The 22,448-nt window shown below is 71.4% G+C and carries 20 protein-coding genes; 4 read left to right on the forward strand and 16 right to left on the reverse strand.

What is annotated here, in order from left to right; translation table 11 throughout:
• Window positions 1-77: 77 nt before the first annotated feature.
• From ACFWVE_RS29645 to rsmH, 16 genes are all read right to left on the reverse strand, one after another.
• Entirely contained in the window at window positions 78-1,352 is a 1,275-nt protein-coding gene (locus tag ACFWVE_RS29645; protein WP_384020499.1) for a DivIVA domain-containing protein, read from the reverse strand.
• Between the two features lie 52 nt (window positions 1,353-1,404).
• Window positions 1,405-1,695 carry a YggT family protein gene (locus ACFWVE_RS29650; protein ID WP_109383520.1) on the reverse strand — a complete coding sequence of 97 codons (291 nt, stop codon included), beginning with the start codon at window positions 1,693-1,695 and terminating at the stop codon, window positions 1,405-1,407.
• 50 nt (window positions 1,696-1,745) lie between these two features.
• Window positions 1,746-2,396: a cell division protein SepF gene (locus ACFWVE_RS29655; RefSeq protein WP_384020502.1), complete on the reverse strand. Its 651-nt coding sequence runs from the start codon at window positions 2,394-2,396 to the stop codon at window positions 1,746-1,748.
• Between the two features lie 128 nt (window positions 2,397-2,524).
• Window positions 2,525-3,244 (reverse strand): YggS family pyridoxal phosphate-dependent enzyme, encoded by a 720-nt coding sequence (locus ACFWVE_RS29660; protein ID WP_384020505.1) that lies wholly within the window; start codon window positions 3,242-3,244, stop codon window positions 2,525-2,527.
• A gap of 6 nt (window positions 3,245-3,250) precedes the next feature.
• Entirely contained in the window at window positions 3,251-3,979 is a 729-nt protein-coding gene (pgeF, locus tag ACFWVE_RS29665; RefSeq protein WP_384020508.1) for a peptidoglycan editing factor PgeF, read from the reverse strand.
• Window positions 3,976-5,169, reverse strand: coding sequence for a cell division protein FtsZ (gene ftsZ / locus ACFWVE_RS29670; protein ID WP_384020511.1), 1,194 nt, complete (start codon window positions 5,167-5,169; stop codon window positions 3,976-3,978). The genes pgeF and ftsZ overlap by 4 nt, the downstream gene beginning before the upstream one ends.
• Window positions 5,170-5,448: 279 nt before the next feature.
• Window positions 5,449-6,246 carry a cell division protein FtsQ/DivIB gene (locus ACFWVE_RS29675; protein ID WP_384020514.1) on the reverse strand — a complete coding sequence of 266 codons (798 nt, stop codon included), beginning with the start codon at window positions 6,244-6,246 and terminating at the stop codon, window positions 5,449-5,451.
• A gap of 55 nt (window positions 6,247-6,301) precedes the next feature.
• Entirely contained in the window at window positions 6,302-7,396 is a 1,095-nt protein-coding gene (gene murG / locus ACFWVE_RS29680) for an undecaprenyldiphospho-muramoylpentapeptide beta-N-acetylglucosaminyltransferase (RefSeq protein WP_384020517.1), read from the reverse strand.
• Between the two features lie 6 nt (window positions 7,397-7,402).
• Window positions 7,403-8,755 carry a putative lipid II flippase FtsW gene (gene ftsW, locus ACFWVE_RS29685; protein WP_384020520.1) on the reverse strand — a complete coding sequence of 451 codons (1,353 nt, stop codon included), beginning with the start codon at window positions 8,753-8,755 and terminating at the stop codon, window positions 7,403-7,405.
• Window positions 8,756-8,835: 80 nt separating this feature from the next.
• Window positions 8,836-10,293: a UDP-N-acetylmuramoyl-L-alanine--D-glutamate ligase gene (gene murD / locus ACFWVE_RS29690; protein ID WP_384020523.1), complete on the reverse strand. Its 1,458-nt coding sequence runs from the start codon at window positions 10,291-10,293 to the stop codon at window positions 8,836-8,838.
• Entirely contained in the window at window positions 10,275-11,366 is a 1,092-nt protein-coding gene (gene mraY, locus ACFWVE_RS29695; RefSeq protein WP_384020564.1) for a phospho-N-acetylmuramoyl-pentapeptide-transferase, read from the reverse strand. Before mraY ends, murD begins: the two co-directional genes overlap by 19 nt.
• Window positions 11,366-12,772 (reverse strand): UDP-N-acetylmuramoyl-tripeptide--D-alanyl-D-alanine ligase, encoded by a 1,407-nt coding sequence (gene murF, locus ACFWVE_RS29700; RefSeq protein ID WP_384020525.1) that lies wholly within the window; start codon window positions 12,770-12,772, stop codon window positions 11,366-11,368. The genes mraY and murF overlap by 1 nt, the downstream gene beginning before the upstream one ends.
• Window positions 12,773-12,776: 4 nt before the next feature.
• Window positions 12,777-14,297: a UDP-N-acetylmuramoyl-L-alanyl-D-glutamate--2,6-diaminopimelate ligase gene (locus tag ACFWVE_RS29705; RefSeq protein WP_384020528.1), complete on the reverse strand. Its 1,521-nt coding sequence runs from the start codon at window positions 14,295-14,297 to the stop codon at window positions 12,777-12,779.
• 263 nt (window positions 14,298-14,560) lie between these two features.
• A complete protein-coding gene (locus tag ACFWVE_RS29710) occupies window positions 14,561-16,528 on the reverse strand; it encodes a peptidoglycan D,D-transpeptidase FtsI family protein (protein ID WP_384020530.1) in 1,968 nt (655 codons plus the stop codon).
• A gap of 5 nt (window positions 16,529-16,533) precedes the next feature.
• On the reverse strand, window positions 16,534-17,022 hold the full coding sequence (locus ACFWVE_RS29715; protein WP_384020533.1) for a septum formation initiator family protein: 489 nt from the start codon (window positions 17,020-17,022) through the stop codon (window positions 16,534-16,536).
• Between the two features lie 56 nt (window positions 17,023-17,078).
• Entirely contained in the window at window positions 17,079-18,062 is a 984-nt protein-coding gene (gene rsmH, locus ACFWVE_RS29720; protein WP_384020536.1) for a 16S rRNA (cytosine(1402)-N(4))-methyltransferase RsmH, read from the reverse strand.
• A gap of 436 nt (window positions 18,063-18,498) precedes the next feature.
• Between rsmH and ACFWVE_RS29725 the strand changes: the two genes are divergently transcribed.
• The 4 genes from ACFWVE_RS29725 to ACFWVE_RS29740 all read left to right on the forward strand — a co-directional run.
• Window positions 18,499-19,047: a beta-class carbonic anhydrase gene (locus tag ACFWVE_RS29725; protein WP_384020539.1), complete on the forward strand. Its 549-nt coding sequence runs from the start codon at window positions 18,499-18,501 to the stop codon at window positions 19,045-19,047.
• Window positions 19,048-19,345: 298 nt separating this feature from the next.
• Complete coding sequence (locus tag ACFWVE_RS29730) at window positions 19,346-20,419, forward strand: AAA family ATPase (RefSeq protein WP_384020541.1); 1,074 nt, start codon at window positions 19,346-19,348, stop codon at window positions 20,417-20,419.
• The gene (locus ACFWVE_RS29735; RefSeq protein WP_384020544.1) at window positions 20,419-21,783 is read left to right on the forward strand and encodes a DUF58 domain-containing protein; all 1,365 of its coding nucleotides are present in this window, start codon (window positions 20,419-20,421) and stop codon (window positions 21,781-21,783) included. The genes ACFWVE_RS29730 and ACFWVE_RS29735 overlap by 1 nt, the downstream gene beginning before the upstream one ends.
• A partial coding sequence (locus tag ACFWVE_RS29740; protein WP_384020547.1) for a DUF3488 domain-containing protein occupies window positions 21,780-22,448 on the forward strand: 669 nt, incomplete at its 3' end. The genes ACFWVE_RS29735 and ACFWVE_RS29740, both read left to right, overlap by 4 nt.

The following is a 22,448-nucleotide window of genomic DNA, read 5'->3' on the forward strand; positions in this document are numbered from 1 at the left end:
GGGCCCCGGGTTCTCGAACCCCGGGCCCCCCCCTGAACGCTGCCGGCCGTTACGCCGTACTCATGGCCATCAGGCCGTCAGTTGTCGTCCTCGTCGATCAGGAACCCGCGCATCGGCGAGGGCGCCTGACCCATCGGCGACGGTCCCTGCGGACGCACCGGCGCCATGGGCTGGGTCATCGCCGGCTGCATCTGCTGCTGGCCACCGCCGTACGACGGGCCGGACTGGCCGGGACCACCGCCCATCTGCTGGTTGCCGCCGTAGGACGGCGCACCGGCACCGGCCGGAGCCATGGAGGGCGCCGGGGACGGCGGCAGCGACGGGGCGGCGGGCTGACGCGGCGGGGCGAGCGAGTCGTCCGCCTGGGTCTCCAGCTGACGCAGCTGCGACTCCAGGTAGGACTTCAGCCGCGTGCGGTACTCGCGCTCGAAGCCGCGCAGATCCTCGACCTTGCGCTCCAGCGTGGCGCGGGCGGACTCCAGGGAGCCCATCGCGACGCGGTGCTTCTCCTGCGCGTCCCGCTCCAGGGCGTCCGCCTTGGCGCGGGCGTCCCGCTCGAGACCCTCGGCACGCGAACGCGCCTCGCCGACGATCTTGTTGGCTTCGGAACGGGCCTCGGCGATCGCCTGGTCGGCGGTCTGCTGGGCCAGCGAGAGCACGCGGGCCGCACTGTCTCCGCCGGGGCCGCCCTGCTGTCCGGGAAGGCCGCCCATGGGGCCGCCGGGGCCACCCATCGGACCGCCGTGACCCATCTGGCCCTGCATCTGGCCCTGCATCGGGCCGCCCTGGCCCATCTGGCCCTGCATCTGGCCCTGCATCGGGCCGCCCTGGCCCATCTGCCCCTGCATCGGGCCACCCTGGCCCATCGGGCCGCCCTGGCCCATGGGACCGGGACCCTGACCCATCGGGCCGGGACCCTGCGGACCGCCCTGACCGCCGGGGCCGGCGGGCAGCTGCGGCGCACCGCTCGGCAGCTGGGGCGGACCACCCATGGGGCCACCCATCTGCTGCTGCGGCGGGCCCGATATGCCGGCGGGCACCGGACCGCCGGGACCTCGCATGCCCTGCTGGGGCATCCCCTGGGGCGGCCCCTGCTGCTGTTGTTGCTGTTGCTGTTGCTGCTGCTGCTGGTCCTGCTGTTCCGGAGGCTTGCGCATGTTCTGCTGGTTCTGGGCAGCGGCGCGCGTGGCCGCGGCCAGTTTGGCGCGCAGGTCCTCGTTCTCGCGGAGCAGGCGCGTCAGTTCGGCTTCGACCTCATCGAGGAAGGCATCGACCTCGTCCTCGTCATAGCCTTCTCGGAGGCGGACGGTCGTGAACTGCTTGTTCCGCACGTCCTCGGGGGTCAACGGCATCTCTTCACCTCAACGTAGTCATCGGCAGTCGGCAGGCCCATGTCGTCCACAGTCACCTCAGCGCACTGCCCACGAGGGAGATCAGGATGTAGACAATGATCATCAGTACGAAGAAGGACAGGTCGAGCGCCACGCCCCCGAGACGCAGCGGCGGGATGAACCGCCGCAGAAGCTTCAGCGGTGGATCGGTGACAGTGTAGGTGGCCTCCAGGACGACCACCATCGCCTTGCCGGGTTGCCACGAGCGGGCGAACTGGAAGACGTAGTCCATGACCAGACGGAAGATGAGCACGATGAGGAACACCATCAGCGCGATGTAGATCACCTGCGCGAACACGCTCATGGTCTGTCTGTCCCTCTCCCCTGTGTCCTGCTTCTGTCAGGTCCTGCGTCTCAGCTCTGGTTGAAGAACCCGCCCTCTGCGATACGGGCCTTGTCCTCCGCCGTGACATCGACGTTAGCAGGAGACAGGAGGAAGACCTTCTGCGTCACCCGCTCGATGCTGCCGTGAAGACCAAACACCAAACCGGCCGCAAAGTCGACAAGTCGCTTGGCATCTGTGTCGTCCATCTCAGTCAGATTCATGATCACCGGCGTGCCTTCGCGGAAGTGTTCCCCGATGGTACGGGCCTCGTTGTAGGTCCGCGGGTGAAGTGTGGTGATCCGGTAAGGCTCTCGTTCCGACACGACCTTGGGCATGATCACCGGTGCGTTCTTCTCCAGGCTGGCGCGTTCTTGTGTGATGGATGCCACGGGCGCGATGCGCGCCGGGCGTGCCGATTCAGCGGGAAGCGAAGCGGACCGGGCGACCGGTTCGCGAGGCGGGGGCGGCTGGGCGACTCGCACCTCTTCGTCCCTTTGGAGTTGATGTGCCCCGTGCGCACTGTGCGACTGGTGCGACGGCTCGTGCCGCCGGTGGTCCCGCTCGGACTCCGGGTCGAGTTCGGGTTCGAAGTCGTCGTCTGGGTCAAATCCGCGGCCGTCGTACCCATCGTCCTCCACGAGGCCGAGGTAGACCGCCATCTTGCGCATCGCGCCGGCCATTCTCCGTGCCCTCCGCTCTGTGGTGGATCCGCTGACGACCGCCAAGTGCCCGCGATCCACAAGGTCCTCAGTCCGCCGATCAGCGGCAATGACCATATTTTCTACTGTGGTCCGACTTCCTGGCGACGTTACCCGAGCCCGGAGCGGACTCCGAGTACCGCACTGCCGACGCGCACATGTGTCGCTCCGGCCGCAACAGCCTGTTCGAGATCCGCACTCATCCCCGCGGAGACCATGTTCGCAGCAGGATGGGCCGCGCGCAGGTCGGTCGACAAAACCACCAAGCGCTCGAACGCGGCCTGTTGACGCCCGGCGTACTCCCCGGTGAGCGGGGCGACGGTCATCAGTCCGTCCAGCCGCAGCCCTTCGGCCCCGGCGACGAGACCGGCCAACTCCGCGACGCCGCCCGGCGCCACGCCACCGCGCTCCCCCCGGCCGCTCTCGCCGGCGTCGAGCGCGACCTGGATGAGGCAGCCCAGCTCGCGCCCGGTCCGCACGGCCTCCTTCGAGAGCGCCGTGACCAGTCGGGAACGGTCGACCGACTGCACGAAATCGGCATAACCGACCACAGAGCGCACTTTGTTGGTCTGAAGTTGTCCGACAAAGTGCCATTCAAGGGGCAGGTCCGCGCATTCGGCGGCTTTCGGGGCGGCGTCCTGGTCGCGGTTCTCGGCGACATGGCGCACACCGAGTTCCGACAGGATCCGCACATCACTCGCGGGGAAGGTCTTGGTGACCACGATCAGGGTCACCTCCTCGCGCCCGCGCCCGGCGGCCGCGCACGCGGCGGCGATCCGTTCCTCCACATCCGCGAGATTCGCGGCGATTTCATCCTTGCGGTCCGTCATGCCCCATCAGTCCAGCCACACATAGCCCGCGAGCCGCCCGGTGGTGCGGTCCCGCCGGTACGAGAAATGATCGTCCGACTCCAGCGTGCACACCGGCGACCGCTCCCGGTCGCCCACCCCGAGCCGTTCGAGCTGGGCGTGCACACCCCCGGCCACATCGACCGCCGGTGTGCCCCTGCTCGTCCCGGCGTACGCCGCCGGCTCGACGGCGGTCACGTCGGCGCGCATCCGCTCCGGCACCTCGTAGCACCGGCCGCAGACCGCGGGGCCGGTGCGGGCGACGATCCGGGCCGGATCGGCGCCGAGTTCCGTCATGGCCCGTACGGCGGCGGGGACCACCCCCGCGACCAGTCCGGGCCGGCCCGCGTGGGCCGCCGCGACAACACCGGCGACGGGGTCGGCGAGCAGCACCGGGACGCAGTCGGCGGTGAGCACGGCGAGGGCGAGGCCCCGCCGCGCGGTGACCACCGCGTCGGCCCCGGGAACGGGACCCTCGCCCCACGGCTCGTCCACCACGACCGCGTCGGCCCCGTGCACCTGGTTCATCCAGACCACCCGGGCCGGGTCCAGACCGAGGGACTTCGCGGTCAGTTCACGGTTGGTGCGTACGGCGCCGGAGTCGTCGCCGACCGCCCCGCCGAGGTTGAGCTCCGCATACGGAGCGGCGCTCACCCCGCCCCACCGGTCGGTGAGGGCGAAGTGCGCGCCGCGCACGCTGTCACGCTGTCCTATCACTTGAGGAAGTCCGGTACGTCCAGCTCCTCGGCCGCGCTGTCCGCGTAGGTACGGGACGGCGGGACGGGCGGCTGGGCGGCCGGGAGGTCACTGACCGGCTCGGGGGCCTGCTCCGGCTCCTCCTTGGGCGTGACGCTGCCCAGGGAGCCGAAGGACGGGCGGCTCTCGGGCTGCCGCGCGGGGGCGGGCTCCTCGCGCTTGGCCGAGGAGGAGCCGAGGACGTTGTCCCGCTTCGAGGGCGGCTGGCCACCGTCGAAGCCGGCCGCGATCACCGTGACCCGGACCTCGTCGCCGAGGGCGTCGTCGATCACCGCGCCGAAGATGATGTTGGCCTCGGGGTGGGCCGCCTCGCTCACCAGCTGGGCGGCCTCGTTGATCTCGAACAGGCCGAGGTCGCTGCCGCCGGAGATGGAGAGCAGGACGCCCCTGGCGCCGTCGATGGAGGCTTCCAGCAGCGGTGAGGAGATCGCCATCTCGGCGGCGGCCACCGCGCGGTCGTCGCCGCGGGCCGAGCCGATGCCCATGAGGGCCGACCCGGCCTCGGACATGACCGACTTGACGTCGGCGAAGTCGAGGTTGATCAGACCGGGCGTGGTGATGAGGTCGGTGATGCCCTGGACACCGGAGAGCAGGACCTGGTCCGCCGACTTGAAGGCGTCCAGGACCGAGACCTGGCGGTCCGAGATGGACAGCAACCGGTCGTTGGGGATGACGATGAGGGTGTCGACCTCTTCGCGGAGCTCGGCGATGCCGTCCTCCGCCTGGTTGGCGCGGCGCCGCCCCTCGAAGGTGAACGGGCGGGTGACCACGCCGATGGTGAGAGCGCCGAGCGAGCGGGCGATGTTGGCCACCACGGGGGCACCGCCGGTGCCGGTGCCGCCGCCCTCGCCGGCCGTCACGAAGACCATGTCGGCCCCCTTGAGGACCTCCTCGATCTCCTCGCGGTGGTCCTCGGCCGCCTTGCGGCCGACGGCCGGGTTGGCTCCGGCGCCGAGTCCGCGGGTGAGTTCACGGCCGACGTCGAGCTTGACGTCGGCGTCGCTCATCAACAGGGCTTGCGCGTCGGTGTTGATGGCGATGAACTCGACGCCCTTGAGACCGACCTCGATCATCCGGTTGATGGCATTGACACCACCGCCGCCGACACCGATGACTTTGATGACTGCGAGGTAGTTCTGCGGTGCTGCCACGTCGAAGGCCTCTCGCCTCGAGTTACGTGTCGCCGCCCCACGGCCGTGCCGCGGTCCGACGACTGATGCCGATGGGGACGGTCCGTATCGCCGACCCGAACCCTAACGTTGAAGTTTAGGGTTACCAGTGTGTCTGTTCCCTGGAGTCTTCTGAACAGGACACTAAGTCGACAAGTGGCGCACGTTCAACGAACACGCCGAACCTCCCGTTTTTCTTTTCACCCTATGTGATCAGCCGTGGCACCACCCAACCAGGGGTCCGGCCTGCACTGATGTACGTCAACTCCCTGATGAGGCGGGCGCGGTGGGAACACTCACATCGAAGTGCCGTGCGTCGGGCGCGGCTTTCAGCAGAGCGGTGAGTGCACGGCCCTTCGCGGCACCATTCTCGCCGCTTCCCCAGTCGACCGTCCTGCCATCCGTCAGTTCCAGCGAGATGTCGTCGTAGGAACGGACCTCGACGCTCCGCGTGGTACGGGCGACGGCGTCCGGCACCTCACGCGCGACCCGTACCGCCTCGCGCACCAGGCGGCTCTCGCCGAAGCGGCGCAGGCTCGCGGCCGTGGTGCCGCTTCGGCGCACGTCCAGTTCCAGCCGGGGGACGCCTCGGGGCGCCTTGGAAACCGTGGCGTACCGGACACCTTCGTCGTCGATCTCGGTGAACTCGCCGCCCTTTTCGACCAGAAGAACCGGCGCGCGCTCGGTGATGTTCAGCCCGATTTCGTGCGGCCAGGAACGGACCACGTCAACTGTCCCGATTCGGGGCAGCTCCTCGCGGAGCCGCGAGGCGATCGCGTCCGTGTCCACCGCGGCCAGCGGGTCCCCGACGGGGACATCGGCGACCTCGCGCACCTCCCCGGGGCCCAGGACCCGGGTGCCGGACACGGACACCCGCTCCACCCTGGCCAGATCGGACCCGTACAGCAGCCAGAACGTGCCGCTGCCGAGGAATACCAGGGCGACCGCCAGGATGATGATCAGACGGAGATGTCGCCGCCTCAGCCGCCGCCGCACGGGCGGCGGGCCGGACGACTTCCGCTGACGTTCACCGCGCTCGGCGGTCGTCGATCCGGCCACGAACCCTGCCTTCCGTCATACGCCCCTACAGGCCTGCCCGGTGGATCCCGCCCCGCTACCGCTGCCCGCGGGCGGCGATCGCCTCGTACACCATGCCGACGAGGAGGTCGTCGGCGTCCCGGCGGCCGAACTCGGCGGCGGCCCGGGACATCTCGTACAGCCGGTGCGGGTCGGCCAGTACGGGCAGCACGTTGCGCTGCACCCACTCCGGCGTCAGCTCCGCGTCGTCGACCAGGAGTCCGCCGCCGGCCTTGACCACCGGCTGGGCGTTCAGCCGCTGTTCACCGTTGCCGATGGGCAGCGGGACGTAGGCGGCCGGGAGCCCGACGGCGGAGAGTTCGGCGACGGTCATCGCGCCCGCGCGGCAGAGCATCATGTCGGCCGCGGCGTACGCGAGGTCCATCCGGTCCACGTAACCTACCGGGATGTAGGGGGGCATTCCCGGCATCTGCTGCACCTGGGGCAGTTCGTTCTTCGGGCCGACCGCGTGCAGGATCTGGATGCCCGCCTGCTGCAGCCGCGGCGCGACCTGCTGGACGACCTCGTTCAGCCTGCGGGCGCCCTGCGAGCCTCCGGAGACCAGCAGCGTGGGCAGGTTGGGGTCGAGCCCGAACGCGGCGCGGGCCTCGGGCCGTACGGCGGCCCGGTCCAGGGTGGCGACGGAGCGGCGCAGCGGGATCCCGATGTAGCGGGCGTCACGCAGCTTGCTGTCCGGGGTGGAGACGGCGACCCGGGCCGCGTACCGGGAACCGATCTTGTTGGCCAGGCCGGGGCGGGCGTTGGCCTCGTGGATGACGATCGGCACACCGAGCCGCTTGGCGGCGAGGTAGGCGGGCAGGGCGACATAGCCGCCGAAGCCGACCACGGCGTCCGCCTTGGTGCGCTCCAGGATCTGCTCGGTCGCCTTGATGGTGCCGCGCAGCCGTCCCGGGACGGTGATCAGCTCGGGGGTGGGCTTGCGTGGCAGCGGCACGGCGGGGATCAGCGCCAGTTCGTACCCGCGCTCGGGTACCAGACGTGTCTCGAGACCGCGTTCCGTGCCCAGGGCCGTGATGCCCACGGACGGATCCTGCCTGCGCAGGGCATCCGCGAGGGCGAGCGCGGGCTCGATGTGGCCTGCGGTTCCTCCGCCGGCGAGTACGACATGCACCGAAATTCACCGCTCTCCGGACGAGCGTGCCGCCGTGGCGCGCCGTCGCATCGTGTTCCATCTGCGGGGCCGTTGAAGACCCCCGCCCCGCTTTCTACCAAAGCGGGGTTGCCGCATCGCAAGCGCCGCCCGCGCAGCGGGATCGTCACGCGCGAAGGCGATCAGCAGCCCGATGGCGAACATGGTCGGCAGCAGGGCGGAGCCCCCGTAGGAGAACAGCGGGAGGGGGACACCGGCGATCGGGAGCAGCCCGAGGACCGCACCCATGTTGATCACGGCCTGTGCCGTGAGCCAGGTGGTCACGCCTCCTGCGGCATACCTCACGAAGGGGTCCTCCGTGCGTCCGGCCACGCGGATACCCGCATAGCCTAGAGCCGCGAACAGGGCGAGTACCGACAGCGTCCCCGCCAGACCCAGTTCCTCACCGGTGATGGCGAAGATGAAGTCGGTGTGGGCTTCCGGCAGTTGGCCCCATTTCTCCACACTCGCGCCGAGCCCCGAACCGAAGATCCCGCCGGAGGCGAGGGCGTAGATCCCGTGCACGGCCTGCCAGCAGTCGACGGGGCCCGCCTGGGGCTCGGTGGCGCCGAGACAGGCGAGCCGGGCCATGCGGTTCGGGCTGGTCCCGATGAGGAGCGCGCCGATCAGCGCGGCGACGGCCAGCACACCGACGAACAGCCGGGTGGGCGCCCCGGCCAGCCAGAGCAGGCCGAAGAGGATCGCGGTGAGGATGATCGCCGTGCCCATGTCGCCGCCGAGCATGATCAGCCCGAGCAGCATGAAGGCGGCCGGCACGAGCGGCACCAGCATGTGCTTCCACTGGGACAGCAGCCGCTTCTCCTGCTTGCGGGCGAGCAGATCGGCCCCCCACAGCACCAGGGCGAGCTTGCCGAACTCGCTGGGCTGGAGCTGGAAGGAACCACCGAGGGCGATCCAGTTCTGGTTGCCGTTGACCGCCATCCCTATCCCCGGCACCTGCACCAGGACCATCAGGAAGACGGCGCCCGCGAGGATGGGGTAGGCCAGCGCCCGGTGCAGTCTCACCGGCATCCGGGAGGCCGCGAGCAGCAGCACGACCCCGATGCCGGCGGCCAGGAGCTGTTTGCGGAAGAAGTACGAGCCCGGCAGCGACATCTGCAGCGCGGTGATCTGGGAGGCCGAGTAGACCATCACCAGGCCGAGCACGGTGATCAGCGAGCTGCCGCCGAGGATCAGGTAGTAGGCGGTCAGCGGCCGGTCCCAGGCCTTGTACGCCCGTGTGTGGAGGGCGCGGAGGGGGTTCTCGCGGGCGGGCCCGGGTGCGGCGGGGCGGCGGGGCGCCCGCTGCACGGGAGGCCGTCCGGTGCGGCTAGTGGGCATGACGGCCTCCGTTGTACGCCCCATGGTGCCTCGACGGTCCCACGCGTCCCTCCCAAGGTCGCCCGGCCCAGGCGGCCGGGTCAGGCACCGAGTTCGCGCACCGCCTGTGCGAACGCCTCACCGCGCCTGTTGTAGTTGGCGAACATGTCCATCGAGGCGCAGGCCGGGGCCAGCAGCACCGTGTCGCCGGGCCGGGCGAGCCGTTTCGCCTCCTGGACAGCCTGGAGCATCGCCCCAGTGTCGGTCCGGGCGAGGTCGACCACGGGTACTTCCGGTGCGTGTCGCGCCAGGGCTTCGCGGATCAGCGCGCGGTCCGCGCCGATCAGGACGACGCCGCGCAGGCGCTTCGCCGAACCGGCGACCAGCTCGTCGAAGGTGGCGCCCTTGGCGAGTCCGCCGGCGATCCACACGATCGACTCGTAGGCCGCCAACGAGGCTTGTGCGGCATGGGTGTTGGTCGCCTTGGAGTCGTCGACCCAGGCGACCTCGTCCACGTCGGCGACATGCGCGATGCGGTGGGCGTCCGGGGTGAAGGCGCGCAGCCCGTCCCGTACGGCCGCGGCCGGCACCCCGTAGGCGCGCGCGAGGGCGGCGGCGGCGAGGGCGTTGGCGATGTTGTGCGGGGCGGGCGGGTCGACGTCGCCGACCTCGGCGAGCTCCTGGGCGTTCTTGTGCCGGTCCGCGACGAAGGCGCGGTCGACCAGGATGCCGTCGACGACGCCGAGTTGGGAGGGTCCGGGGGTGCCGAGGGTGAAGCCGACGGCGCGGCAGCCCTCCTCGACGTCGGCCTCGCGGACCAGGTCCTCGGTGGCCTTGTCGGCCACGTTGTAGACGCAGGCGATCCGGTTGCCCTCGTAGACGCGGCCCTTGTCGGCGGCGTACGCCGCCATGGAGCCGTGCCAGTCGAGGTGGTCGGGGGCGAGGTTGAGCACCGCCGCCGAGTGCGCGCGCACGGAGGAGGACCAGTGGAGCTGGTAGCTGGACAGTTCCACGGCGAGCACGTCGTAGGGTTCGTCGCCGAGCACCGCGTCGAGCAGCGAGACGCCGATGTTGCCGACGGCCGCGGTGCGCAGGCCCGCCGCCTCGAGGATCGAGGCGAGCATCCGGACGGTGGTGGTCTTGCCGTTGGTGCCGGTGACCGCGAGCCAGGGCGGGGCGTCGGGGCCGCGCAGCCGCCAGGCCAGTTCGACGTCGCCCCAGACCGGGACGCCGGCCTGTGCGGCGGCGGCGAACAGCGGCTTGCCGGGCTTCCAGCCGGGTGCGGTGACGACGAGTTCGGTGCCCTCGGGGAGGGTGCTCGCGGCCTGCTCGCCGAGGCGGACGGTGATGCCGAGCCGTTCCAGTTCGGCCGCCTGGCTCCGGGCGCGCTCGTCGTCGCCGTCGTTGACGACCGTGACGTGCGCGCCGAGGCCGTGCAGCGCCCTGGCCGCCGGGACACCGGAGACGCCGAGCCCGGCGACGGTGATGTGCCTGCCCCGGAACCGGTAGGGCTCCGGGGACTGCGATGCCACTGGTGCGGTCACTTGTCCGCTGCCCATCCCGCGTAGAAGAGGCCGAGTCCGACGATCACGCAGATGCCCTGGATGATCCAGAAGCGGACCACGACAAGGACTTCGGACCATCCCTTGAGTTCGAAGTGGTGCTGGAGCGGTGCCATGCGGAAGACGCGTTTCCCGGTGAGCTTGAAGGAGCCGACCTGGATGACCACCGACATGGTGATGAGGACGAACAGGCCGCCCAGGATCGCCATCAGCAGCTCGGTGCGGGAGCAGATCGCGAGGCCCGCGAGGACGCCGCCGAGCGCGAGCGAACCGGTGTCGCCCATGAAGATCTTGGCCGGCGAGGTGTTCCACCACAGGAAGCCGAGGCAGGAGCCCATCAGCGCGGAGGCGACCACCGCGAGGTCGAGGGGGTCTCTCACCTCGTAACAGGCACCCGGGTTGGTCAGGGTCGGCGCGTTGGCGCAGGACTCCTGGAACTGCCAGACGCCGATGAACGTGTAGGCGCCGAAGACCAGGACGGAGGCGCCGGTGGCCAGGCCGTCCAGACCGTCCGTCAGGTTCACGCCGTTCGACATCGCGAGGATCATGAACAGCGCCCAGAGGACGAACAGCACCGGGCCGATGGTCCAGCCGAAGTCGGTGATGAACGACAGCTTGGTGGACGCCGGTGTGTTGCCGCGGTTGTCCGCGAACTGCAGGGCGAGCACGGCGAAGGCGATACCGACGATCAGCTGGCCGGACATCTTCGCCTTGGCCCGCAGGCCCAGCGAACGCCGTTTGACGATCTTGATGTAGTCGTCCAGGAAGCCGACGATGCCCATGCCCACCATCAGGCCCAGCACCAGCAGACCCGAGAAGGTCGGCGAAGCGTCGGCGTCCGGGTCCAGGGAGACCGTGATCAGCTTGGCCAGGAAGTACGCGGCGACCGTGGCCAGGATGAAGGCGATACCGCCCATCGTCGGGGTGCCGCGCTTGCTGGCGTGTTCGCGCGGGCCGTCGTCCCGGATGTACTGCCCGTACCCCTTGCGCGCGAGCAGTTTGATCAGCAGCGGGGTGCCGACCAGCGTCAGGAAGAGGCCAATGACTCCTGCGAACAGGATCTGCTTCATCATCGGGTGACGACCTCACCCTCGGTACCGGTCGCGAGCAGCGCCTGCGCCACGCTCTCGAGACCGACCGAACGGGACGCCTTCACGAGAACGACGTCTCCCTGGCGCAATTCACTGCGCAACAGGTCGACAGCCGCCTGTGCGTCGGACACGTGCACCGACTCCTCACCCCACGAACCCTCGTTATATGCGCCCAGTTGCAGCCAGGCGGCTTCCCTGCCCCCGACCGCGACGAGCTTGCTGACGTTGAGCCGGACGGCGAGCCGTCCGACCGCGTCGTGCTCGGCGAGCGCCTCGTCCCCGAGCTCGGCCATCTTGCCGAGCACCGCCCACGTACGACGTCCGTTGCCCATGGCCGCGAGCGCGCGCAGGGCGGCTCGCATGGACTCGGGGTTCGCGTTGTAGGCGTCGTTGACGACCGTCACGCCGTCCGGGCGCTCGGTGACCTCCATCCGCCAGCGGGAGAGGGAGCCCGCTTCGGAGAGCGCGAGTGCGATCTCGTCTGCGGACATGCCCAACTCGTGGGCGACGGCGGCCGCGGCGAGCGCGTTCGACACGTGGTGCTCACCGTACAGGCGCATGGTCACATCGCTTGCACCGGAGGGTGTGTGAAGCCTGAACGAGGGCTGCCCACTGTCCATGAGTCGCACGTTCTCGGCCCGAACGTCCGCTTCGTCACTCTCTCCGAAGAGGAGCACCTTCGCCTTCGTGCGGGACGCCATGGCCCGTACGAGCGGGTCGTCCGCGTTGAGGACCGCGGTGCCGTCCTCGGGGAGCGCCTCGACGAGTTCTCCCTTGGCCCGGGCGATCTGCTCCCGGCCGCCGAACTCGCCGATGTGCGCGGTGCCCACGTTGAGCACCAGGCCGATCTTCGGCGGGGTGAGGCCGGTGAGGTAGCGGATGTGGCCGATCCCGCGGGCGCCCATCTCCAGCACGAGGAAACGGGTTTCCCCGGTGGCGGTGAGCGCGGTCAGCGGCAGCCCGATCTCGTTGTTGAGGGAGCCGGGGGTGAAGACGGTCGGCGCCTTGCGCCGCAGCACCTGCGCGATGAGGTCCTTGGTGCTGGTCTTGCCGGCCGAGCCGGTCAGTGCGACGAGGGTGGCGCCGAGACGCCGTACGACGTGCCGGGCGAGGGCGCCCAGCGCGCTCTGGACGTCCTCGACGACGATCGCGGGCACCCCCACGGGCCGGGAGGCGAGCACGGCGGCCGCACCGGCCCGGACGACCGCGGCCGCGTAGTCGTGGCCGTCCACGCGCTCACCGACGAAGGCGACGAACAGGCTGCCCGGCACCACCTCCCGTGAGTCCCGGACCACCGGCCCGGTGACCGGGGCGGACGGATCCGGTATGTCGTACGTCTGCCCGCCGACGACTTCTGCGATCTCGGCGAGGGAGAGGGCGATCACAAGTTCATCCCTGGGTCTGCTGGATAGCTTCGCGAAGCACCTGGCGGTCGTCGAAGGGACGCACCACCCCGGCGATGTCCTGTCCCTGCTCGTGGCCCTTGCCGGCGACCAGCACGGCGTCGCCGGGCCGCGCGCGGGCGACGGCGGCGGCGATCGCCTCGGCCCGGTCCTCGAAGACCTGTACCTCGCCGCGCTCGTGGGCGGGCACGGAGGCCGCGCCCCGGAGCATGGTGGCGAGGATCGCGAGGGGATCCTCGGAGCGGGGGTTGTCCGAGGTCAGTACGGCGGTGTCGGCGAGCCGGGCCGCCGCGGCGCCCATCGCCGGGCGCTTGGTGACGTCCCGGTCGCCGCCGCAGCCGAGCACCACGTGGACCTTGCCCTCGGTGACCCTGCGCAGGGCGCGCAGCACCGACTCGACGGCGTCGGTCTTGTGTGCGTAGTCGACCACCGCGAGGTACGGCTGGCCCGCGTCCACGCGCTCCAGGCGGCCGGGCACGCCGGGGACGGCGGCGACACCGTCGGCGGCGGCCTGCGGGTCCAGTCCGGCGACGGCGAGGGCGACGATCGCGGCGAGGGTGTTGGCCACGTTGAAGGGGCCCGGCAGCGGCGACCGGGCGGTGATCCGCTCGTCCTTGGGGCCGATCACGGTGAACGTGGAGTCGGTGGGGCCGACCTCGACGTCCTCGGCGCGCCAGTCGGCGTCGGGGTGCCCTTCGGCGGAGTAGGTGACGACGGGGACGCCGGCCTCCTTGGTGAGGCGGCGGCCGTACTCGTCGTCGGCGTTGACCACGGCGAGCCGGCTGCGCAGCGGGGTGAACAGCTGCGCCTTGGCCGCGAAGTAGTCCTCCATGTCGGAGTGGAACTCCATGTGTTCCGGGCTCAGGTTGGTGAAGACGGCGATGTCGAAGACGCAGCCGTCCACCCGGCCCAGGACGAGGGCGTGGCTGGAGACCTCCATGGCGACCGCGTCGGTGCCGCGTTCGCGCATGACGGCGAACAGGGCCTGGAGGTCGGTGGCCTCCGGCGTGGTGCGTTCGGACCTGATGCGCTCGTCGCCGATGCGCATCTCGACGGTGCCGATCAGCCCCGTGCTGCGGACGGTCTTCAGACCTCCCTCGACGAGGTAGGCGGTGGTGGTCTTGCCGGAGGTGCCGGTGATGCCGATCTGGAGCAGGTCGCGGCCCGGGTGGCCGTAGATCGTGGCCGCCAGTTCGCCCATGCCCGCGCGGGGGTCGTCGACCACCAGGGCCGGGAGTCCGGCCGCGGCGACGCGTTCGGCGCCGCTCGGGTCGGTGAGCACGGCGACCGCGCCGAGGCCCGCGGCCTGCTTGGCGAATTCGGCGCCGTGCACGCGGGCGCCGGGGAGGGCGGCGTACAGGTCGCCGGGGCGCACCGCGCGCGAGTCATGGGTGATGCCCGTGACGTCGGCGGTCCGCTGCGGCACGGCGGCACCCAGCTGACCGGCGAGTTCCGCGAGGGGTGTGGCGGTGACCCGCGCCGGCCGGGGCGGCCCGGGAAATGTCACGGGTTGGCCCTTCTGAGTGGTTTGGGACTGATCAGCGTGTGGCACGGCGGTGAGCGTACCGGGCTCACCCGCCGAGGAGCGAAAGAGGGGGCCGCGCGCGGTGCCGCCCGGCGGGGACGGCGGGTCCGGCGGGGAGGAATGCGGGGCGGCGGGTTCCGGTGCGGGGCGGGGGGTGTTCCGGTTCCCGGGATCGGGGGAGGTCGTTGTCACGGGCTGTTCCTGGGTGGTTCCGTGCCGGCCGGACGCGAGGGGTTCGCGGCCGGTCAGCGTGTGAAGGTGACCGGGAGGTTGGCGGGTTCGGCGCCGGTCGGCGGCACCTGGAGGGTCTTGAGGGCGAACTCCATGACCTGCTTGTAGACGGGTCCGCAGATCTGGCCGCCGAAGTAACTGCCCTCGGTGGCGTTCTGGATGACGCAGTAGACGGTGACGCGGGGCTGGTCGGCGGGCGCGAATCCGGCGAAGGAGGAGGTGTAGCCGTGGTACTTGCCGGTGGCCGGATCCACGCGGTTGGCCGTACCCGTCTTCCCCGCCACCCGGTAGCCGGGGATGCGCGCCTTGGTGCCGGTGCCCTCCTCGTCGTCGACCACCGACTCCAGCATCCGGGCGAGCGTCGTCGCCGTCTTCTGGCTGACGACCCGTGTTTTCTCGGGCTTCGGGGCGGGGGTGAAGCTCCCGTCGGGTCCCTTGGTGCCGCGCACCAGTGAGGGTTCGACGCGTACGCCGCCGTTGGCGATGGTGGAGTAGACGGACGCGGCCTGCATGGCGTTGATGGACACGCCCTGGCCGAAAGGAATCGTGTACTGCTGGGAGGTCGACCAGGCGTCGGGCGGGGCGAGGATGCCCTTGGTCTCGCCGGGGAAGCCGAGGCCGGTGTGGCTGCCGAGGCCGAACGCGCGCAGGTAGCCGTAGAGCACCTTGTTGGCGGCGGCCTGGGTCTTGCCGAGCTGGCCGGTGGCCAGGATGGTGCCGATGTTGCTGGACTTGGCGAGCACCCCGTTGAGGGTGAGGTACCAGGTCGGGTGGTCGACGTCGTCCTTGAACAGGCGGTCGCCGCGGTGCAGCCGGTTGGGTACGACGACATGCGTCTGCGGGGTGGCCGCCTCCTCCTCCAGCACGGCCGCCATGGAGAGGAGCTTGGCGGTGGATCCGGGCTCGAAGGCGTCCTGGAGGGCGGCGTTGCCGAGGGTCGCCGGATCGGCCTCGGAGAGGTCATTGGGATCGAACCCGGGCGCGTTGGCCATGGCGAGGACCTCGCCGGTGCGGGTGTCCTGGACGATGACGTAGCCGCGGTCGGCCTTCGACTCCTCCACCTGCTCGCTGATGGCGTTCTGTGCGGCCCACTGGAGGTCGCGGTCGATGGTGAGCTCGACGTCGCTGCCGGGGACGGCCGGCGTCTCGGTGGAGCCCGCGGTCGGCACCAGACGGCCGCCGGACTGGGCGTAGCGGATCTTGCCGTCCTCGCCGGCGAGCCGCTTGTCCAGCTGGAGTTCGATGCCGCCGCCGCCCTCGCCCTCGGCGTTGACCCAGCCCAGTATCCCGGCGGCGAGATCGTTGTTGGGGTACACCCGCTTGCTGGTGGGCACGGACAGGACGCCGGCGAGGACGTTGACGGAGGAGGTGTCGGTCTCCGCCTTCTTGGCCAGCGCGGACTTCAGGTCCTTGATCTGCTGCCACACCTGGGGGGTCTGACGGCTCGCGAGCTTGACGTAGCGCAGGGCCTTGTTCTCCGGCCGCAGTTTGTCGACCAGCTTGTCCTGGTCCTGGCCGAGGATCGGGGCGAGGAGGGCGGCGGCCTGTTCGGGGCCGTCGGAGATCTCCAGCTGGTCCGGGGCGAACATCGTGGGGTCTGCGGTGATGTCGTAGGCGTCCTCGCTGGTCGCGAGGGCGATGCCGTTGCGGTCGGTGATCTCGCCGCGCTCGGCGTCCAGTACCTGTCCGACGTAGCGGTTCTGTCCGGCCTTGGCCGCGTAGGTGTCGGCCTCTACGGCCTGCACCTGGAGCAGGCGGACCACGAAGACGCTCAGGACCAGTGCCAGCGCCAGGCCGACCAGGCGCAGCCGGGGGCGTGGGCTGCCCAGCCGGATGACCTTCGAGGGCGCCGGGCGGGACGGCCGGGGGCGCGGGGCCGGGCGGGGGGTACGGGCCTGCCGGGCGCCGGGCCCGGGGCGCTGCCCGGCGCCCGGGCGGGCGGGGCCGGGCACGCGGCGGCGGGGTGGTTCCCTGTCGGACACTTCCGTCACCTGCCGGGAGTCGATGCGGGGGTGGACGTGGGTACGGCGGCCGTGCCCGGTGCCGTGTCCGGGAGCGGGGCCGTCGCGGTGGCCAGCGCCTCGGGGGCGAGCACGAGGGGGGCGCGGGAGGCGGCGGCAGGGCTGGGGACGCCCTTGACCTCGCCGTCGGGGTTCAGGAAGGCGGGGTCGCCGCCGGGCACCATGCCGAGCTCACGGGCCCGGCGCTGGAGGGCGTCGGGGGCGGAGTAGGCGTCGATGTCCCGCTGGAGGGCCTGTTCCTCGTCGGTGAGGCTCTTCGTCTCCCGCTCGAGGTCGTCGAGCCGGAACGCGCCCTCGCTGAGCGCCGAGTTCAGCACCAGGAGCCCGATCAGGCCACCGCCCAGGAGCAGGACGACCAGCAGGACGAAGGGGGTACGGGCCGCCTGGGCCCGTCCCGTGGGGAGGAGCTGCGCGAGACGGGCCGCCCTCCCCCTGAGTTCGGGTTTCCTGCTCACTCACGCTCCCCTGGGTTCGCCCGAAGCCTGCCTTCCGTACCCGCGTGCCCCGCACCTCATTCGAGGTGCTCCCTGACGCGCTGGGCACCCCGCAGCCGCGCGGGTGCCGCCCGCCGGTTCTCGGCGATCTCCTCCTCGGTGGGAAGTTCGGCACCGCGCGTGAGCAGCTTGAGCCGGGGCTGGTAACGCTCGGGGACCACCGGCAGACCGGGAGGCGCGGTGGTGGCGGCGCCCGCCGCGAGCACCTGCTTGACCAGCCGGTCCTCCAGGGAGTGGTACGACAGCACGGCGATCCGTCCGCCGACGTCGAGCGTCTTGACCGCGGCCGGGATCGCCCGCTCCAGCACGGAGAGTTCGCCGTTGACCTCGATGCGCAGGGCCTGGAAGGTGCGCTTGGCCGGGTTGCCGCCGGTGCGCTTGGCCGCCTGCGGCAGCGCGTCGCGGATCAGCTCGACCAGGCGTGCGCTGGTGGTGAACGGCTCCTTCTCCCGCTCGCGCACCACCGCGGCCACGATCCGCTTGGCCTGCTTCTCCTCGCCGTAGGCGCGCAGGATGCGGACGAGGTCGCCGGGCGGGTAGGTGTTGAGGACCTCGGCGGCGCTGATGCCGGCCGACTGGTCCATGCGCATGTCGAGCGGGGCGTCCTGGGCGTAGGCGAAGCCCCGGTCGGCCTCGTCGAGCTGCATGGAGGACACGCCCAGGTCGAACAGGACGCCCTGCACGCGCGGGACGCCGAGCCGGGCGAGCACGTCGGGAAGTTCGTCGTAGACGGCGTGGACCAGGGTGGCGCGCTCGCCGAAGGGGGCGAGCCGCTCGCCGGACAGGCGCAGCGCCTCCTTGTCCCGGTCCAGGGCGATCAGCCGCGCCTCGGGGAACCGCGTCAGCAGGGCCTCGCTGTGGCCGCCGAGGCCGAGGGTGCAGTCGACGACCACGGCTCCCGGCCGCTCCAGGGCGGGCGCCAGCAGGTCCAGGCACCGCCGGAGCATCACCGGGACGTGCCGGGTCTGCCCGCCTGTGTTCGCATGCGCTTCGCGCCCCATGGCTTCTGGGCCCTCTTCTCACGGTCCGGCGCGGCCGTGACGCACCGCCGGGGCCCCCGCCCCTCCCCCGGTGTGGACGGGGCGGCCTGCCGGCGCCGGAGGCGACAGCCGGCCGGGAACGGGAGGGGGCCGAGCCGTACGTACGCGCAGCGCACGCGGGGAGATCTCCGGGACGCTGCCCGGTTCTCCGGGGAAATCAGTGCATCGGGAAGTCTCGCCTCCCGCTTCGCGTCACTTTAGTCCACGGTGTCGCCCGGTCAACCAACCGGCCTGCGCGGCGCGGCCCTCGGCGCGAGGACAACCGCATCCCGGGGAAACCACCCGTACGAGAGAGCTCACACCCCCCTTGTGGGTCATCTCACACCAAAGGCGGATGACGTTCTTTGTCCCGTCTCACAACGGGCCCGGAGAGCGGGTGACCAGTACCGTCATGGTTATGACGACTTCTGCATCGGTTCCCGCGGGCTCAGGAAGCGCGACGGCAGGCCAGGGCACGGTCACCGACCGTCTGGTGGACGCGAACGAGCAGTACGCCAGCGCCTTCACCGATCCCGGAATGGACGCCCGGCCCGTACTCCGTGTCGCCGTGGTGGCCTGTATGGACGCCCGGCTCGACCTGCACGCCGCGCTCGGTCTCGAGCTCGGCGACTGTCACACCGTCCGCAACGCCGGAGGTGTCGTCACCGACGACGTGATCCGGTCGCTGACCATCAGCCAGCGGGCGCTCGGCACCCGCAGCGTGGTCCTCATCCACCACACCAACTGCGGTCTGGAATCCCTCACCGAGGAGTTCCGGCACGACCTGGAGATGGAGGTCGGCCAGCGTCCCGCCTGGGCCGTGGAGTCCTTCCGGGACGTGGACCAGGACGTACGGCAGTCGATGCAGCGGGTGCGCACCTCGCCGTTCCTGCTGCACACCGACGACGTGCGCGGGTTCGTCTTCGACGTGAAGACCGGTCTGCTGCGCGAGATCGACCCGGCCTGACCCGCCGGCCCGCTCCGAGGACGTCCGTCTCCCGGGGTTCGCGCGCCCGTTCTCCGGATGTCACGAGGCCGAACGACACCCCGCGAAGGTCCGTACGACCCGGCATACCACCGTCGGTCCTCCACAGGCGAGTGACACGAATCGGTAACGGCGGCGAGAATGCGGGAGTGGTGCCGTGCGGAACTTTTCACGCGCGGTGTCCGTGATTCGGGGTGGGCCGGTCCACGCAGCAAGGCGTCGGCCCGGACATTTGGGCCCTCGTTCCTTCGGAGCGGGGGAAAAGGCCTAGGAGGGCCGGGTGACGACCTATGAGGATCGTGCGAGCCATGGGGGCGCCCCCGACCGAGCGTATTCGAGGGTGGGGGACGATCTGACCGCCGTGGTCGAGCGCGTGCGGGGTTCGGTGGAGGGTGTGATCGAGGGCAAGCCCGAGGTCGTACGGCTCTCGCTGACCGTGCTGCTCGCCGAGGGACATCTGCTCATCGAGGATGTCCCGGGCGTCGGCAAGACGATGCTGGCCAAGGCGCTGGCGCGGTCCATCGACTGCTCGGTGCAGCGCATCCAGTTCACACCGGACCTGCTGCCCTCGGACATCACCGGTGTGTCCATCTGGGACCAGCAGCGCCGGGACTTCGAGTTCAAGCCGGGTGCCATCTTCGCGCAGGTGGTGATCGGCGACGAGATCAACCGCGCGTCGCCGAAGACGCAGTCCGCGCTGCTGGAGTCGATGGAGGAACGCCAGGTCACCATCGACGGCACGACCTACGAACTGCCCAGCCCCTTCATGGTGGTGGCGACGCAGAACCCGGTCGAGATGGAGGGCACCTATCCGCTGCCGGAGGCCCAGCGCGACCGGTTCATGGCCCGCGTCTCGGTCGGCTACCCGAGCGCCGAGGCCGAGCTGCAGATGCTGGACGTGCACGGCGGCGTCTCTCCGCTGGAGGACCTCCAGCCGGTGGCGCACGCGCACGAGATCCTGAAGCTGATCGAGGCGGTGCGTGCCGTCCATGTGGCCGAGCCGGTCCGCCGGTACGTGGTGGAGCTGGTCGCCGCCACCCGCACGCACCCCGACCTCAGACTCGGCGCCTCCCCGCGCGCGACACTGCACCTGCTGCGCGCCGCGAAGGCGTCCGCCGCGCTGAACGGCAGGGAGTACGCGCTGCCGGACGACGTGCAGACACTCGCCGTGGCCGTCCTGGCACACCGGCTGCTGCCCACCGCCCAGGCCCAGCTCAACCGCCGCACGGCGGAGCAGGTGGTGCAGGAGATCCTGCAGCGCACCCCGGTGCCGGCCGCCGCCCCGCAGCAGAACGGCATCGGCGTGGGCCGTGGCGGTCCGAGGTACGGCCAGCAGCCGCCGCGGAGGCTGTGATGACGACCGCGGGTTCGGTCCGCGCGGAGGGCGACCACGGTGACCGGGGCGGCCTGCGCACCGCTCTGGCCGGGCTGACCACCCGCGGGCGCTCCTTCCTGGCCGCCGGTGCGGCGGCCGCGGTCTGCGCCTACGTGCTCGGGCAGAGCGATCTGCTGCGGGTCGGGCTGCTGCTGGCGGTGCTGCCGCTGATGTGCGCGGGCGTGCTCTACCGGACCCGCTACCGGGTCGCGGGCAGCCGCCGGCTCTCCCCCTCGCGGGTACCGGCCGGCTCCGAGGCGCGGGTGCATCTGCGGATGGACAACGTCTCCCGGATGCCCACGGGCCTGCTCATGCTCCAGGACCGGGTGCCCTACGTGCTCGGGCCGCGGCCCCGGTTCGTGCTGGACCGGGTGGAGGCGGGCGGGCGCCGCGAGGTGTCCTACCGGGTCCGCTCCGACCTGCGCGGCCGCTATCCGCTGGGCCCGCTGCAGCTGCGGCTCTCCGACCCGTTCGGGATGTGCGAGCTGACCCGGTCCTTCTCCACGTACGACACGCTGACGGTGATCCCGCGCGTGGAGCCGTTGCCGCCGGTGCGGCTGAGCGGTGAGGCCAGGGGGCACGGCGACGGGCGGCAGCGTTCGCTGGCGCTGGCCGGCGAGGACGACCTGATCCCGCGCGGCTACCGCTACGGCGACGATCTGCGCCGGGTGCACTGGCGTTCCACCGCGCGCTACGGCGAGCTGATGGTGCGCCGCGAGGAGCAGCCGCAGCGGGCCCGCTGTTCGGTGCTGCTGGACACCCGTGCCATCGCCTACGCGGGCGGGGGCCCGGACTCGGCGTTCGAGTGGGCGGTGTCGGGTGCGGCGTCCGTGCTGACGCACATGCTGGAGCGGGGTTTCTCGGCGCGACTGCTGACCGACACCGGCACGTCGGTGCCGGGCGAGGGCTTTGACGGGTTCTCGGGCGCGAGCCAGGGGTCGGCGGACGCGGCCGGGCTGATGATGGACACCCTCGCGGTGCTCGACCACTCCGACGGGGAGGGCCTGTCCCGGGCGTACGACGTGGTCCGCGGCGGGAGCGAGGGACTGCTTGTGGCCTTCCTCGGTGATCTCGACGAGGAGCAGGCGACGGTGCTCGCCCGGATGCGGCAGCGCAGCGGGGGCGCGGTCGCCTTCCTTCTGGACAGCGGGACCTGGACGCGGGAACCGGCGGACGCGTCCGGCCCGTCGGACGGTGGGGGGGAGCGGTCGCGGATGCTGCGCGAGGCGGGCTGGACGGTGGTGGGTGTGCCACGGGGCGCTTCCCTGGAGGAGCAGTGGCGGCTGGCGGACCGGGAGCGTTCCGGTCTGGTGGCGGCGAGCGGCGGGGAGGGAACGGGATGAGCGGACGAGTCCGGCTGACGCTGGCCTCGTGGGCGGCCACGCTGCTGGCCGCGTGCGCGCTGCTGCCGCTGGTCGAGCCGCCTTCCTGGCTCCTGCAGGCGGCCTTTCTGCTGGCGGTGCAGTCGGGCGTGGGCGCGGTGGCCCGGCGGGTACCGCTGGCGCGCCCGTTGACGGTGGCGGTGCAGGCGCTTGCCGCGCTGGTACTGCTGACGCTGGTCTTCGCGCGTGAGCACGCGTTCGCCGGCCTGGTGCCGGGACCGGACACGTTCCGCTTCTTCGCCGGGCTGCTCGACCAGGGCGCCACGGACGTCGGCCGTTATGCGATACCGGCGCCGCTGTCCGAGGGCATCCGGCTGATGCTGATCGGCGGCGTCCTGGTGATCGGGCTGCTGGTGGACGCCCTCGCGGTGACCTTCCGCAGCGCGGCACCGGCCGGGCTTCCGCTGCTCGCTCTGTACTCCGTCGCCGCGGGTCTGTCCGACGGCGGGGCCGACTGGCTGTGGTTCCTGCTGGCGGCGGCCGGCTATCTGATGCTGCTGCTGGTGGAGGGCCGTGACCGGCTCGCCCAGTGGGGGCGGGTCTTCGGCGGGGCGTCGTGCGGGGCGCCCCCCCGCCCCCGCCGGGCCCCCCCCCCCCGGGGGCCCCCCCCCCCCCCCGCCCCCCCC

It is taken from the genome of Streptomyces sp. NPDC058632, assembly GCF_042717095.1.
Classification (GTDB): Bacteria; Actinomycetota; Actinomycetes; order Streptomycetales; family Streptomycetaceae; genus Streptomyces.

What these genes read in the sequence shown, in the direction of transcription:
- mraY (WP_384020564.1), bottom strand. Translation starts at nt 11,366, where the DNA reads ATGAAGCAGATCCTGTTCGCAGGAGTCATTGGCCTCTTCCTGACGCTG.
- ACFWVE_RS29735 (WP_384020544.1), top strand. Translation starts at nt 20,419, where the DNA reads ATGACGACCGCGGGTTCGGTCCGCGCGGAGGGCGACCACGGTGACCGG.
- ACFWVE_RS29655 (WP_384020502.1), bottom strand. Translation starts at nt 2,396, where the DNA reads ATGGCCGGCGCGATGCGCAAGATGGCGGTCTACCTCGGCCTCGTGGAG.
- murD (WP_384020523.1), bottom strand. Translation starts at nt 10,293, where the DNA reads ATGGGCAGCGGACAAGTGACCGCACCAGTGGCATCGCAGTCCCCGGAG.
- ftsW (WP_384020520.1), bottom strand. Translation starts at nt 8,755, where the DNA reads ATGCCCACTAGCCGCACCGGACGGCCTCCCGTGCAGCGGGCGCCCCGC.
- ACFWVE_RS29725 (WP_384020539.1), top strand. Translation starts at nt 18,499, where the DNA reads ATGACGACTTCTGCATCGGTTCCCGCGGGCTCAGGAAGCGCGACGGCA.
- rsmH (WP_384020536.1), bottom strand. Translation starts at nt 18,062, where the DNA reads ATGGGGCGCGAAGCGCATGCGAACACAGGCGGGCAGACCCGGCACGTC.
- ACFWVE_RS29650 (WP_109383520.1), bottom strand. Translation starts at nt 1,695, where the DNA reads ATGAGCGTGTTCGCGCAGGTGATCTACATCGCGCTGATGGTGTTCCTC.
- ACFWVE_RS29645 (WP_384020499.1), bottom strand. Translation starts at nt 1,352, where the DNA reads ATGCCGTTGACCCCCGAGGACGTGCGGAACAAGCAGTTCACGACCGTC.
- ACFWVE_RS29660 (WP_384020505.1), bottom strand. Translation starts at nt 3,244, where the DNA reads ATGACGGACCGCAAGGATGAAATCGCCGCGAATCTCGCGGATGTGGAG.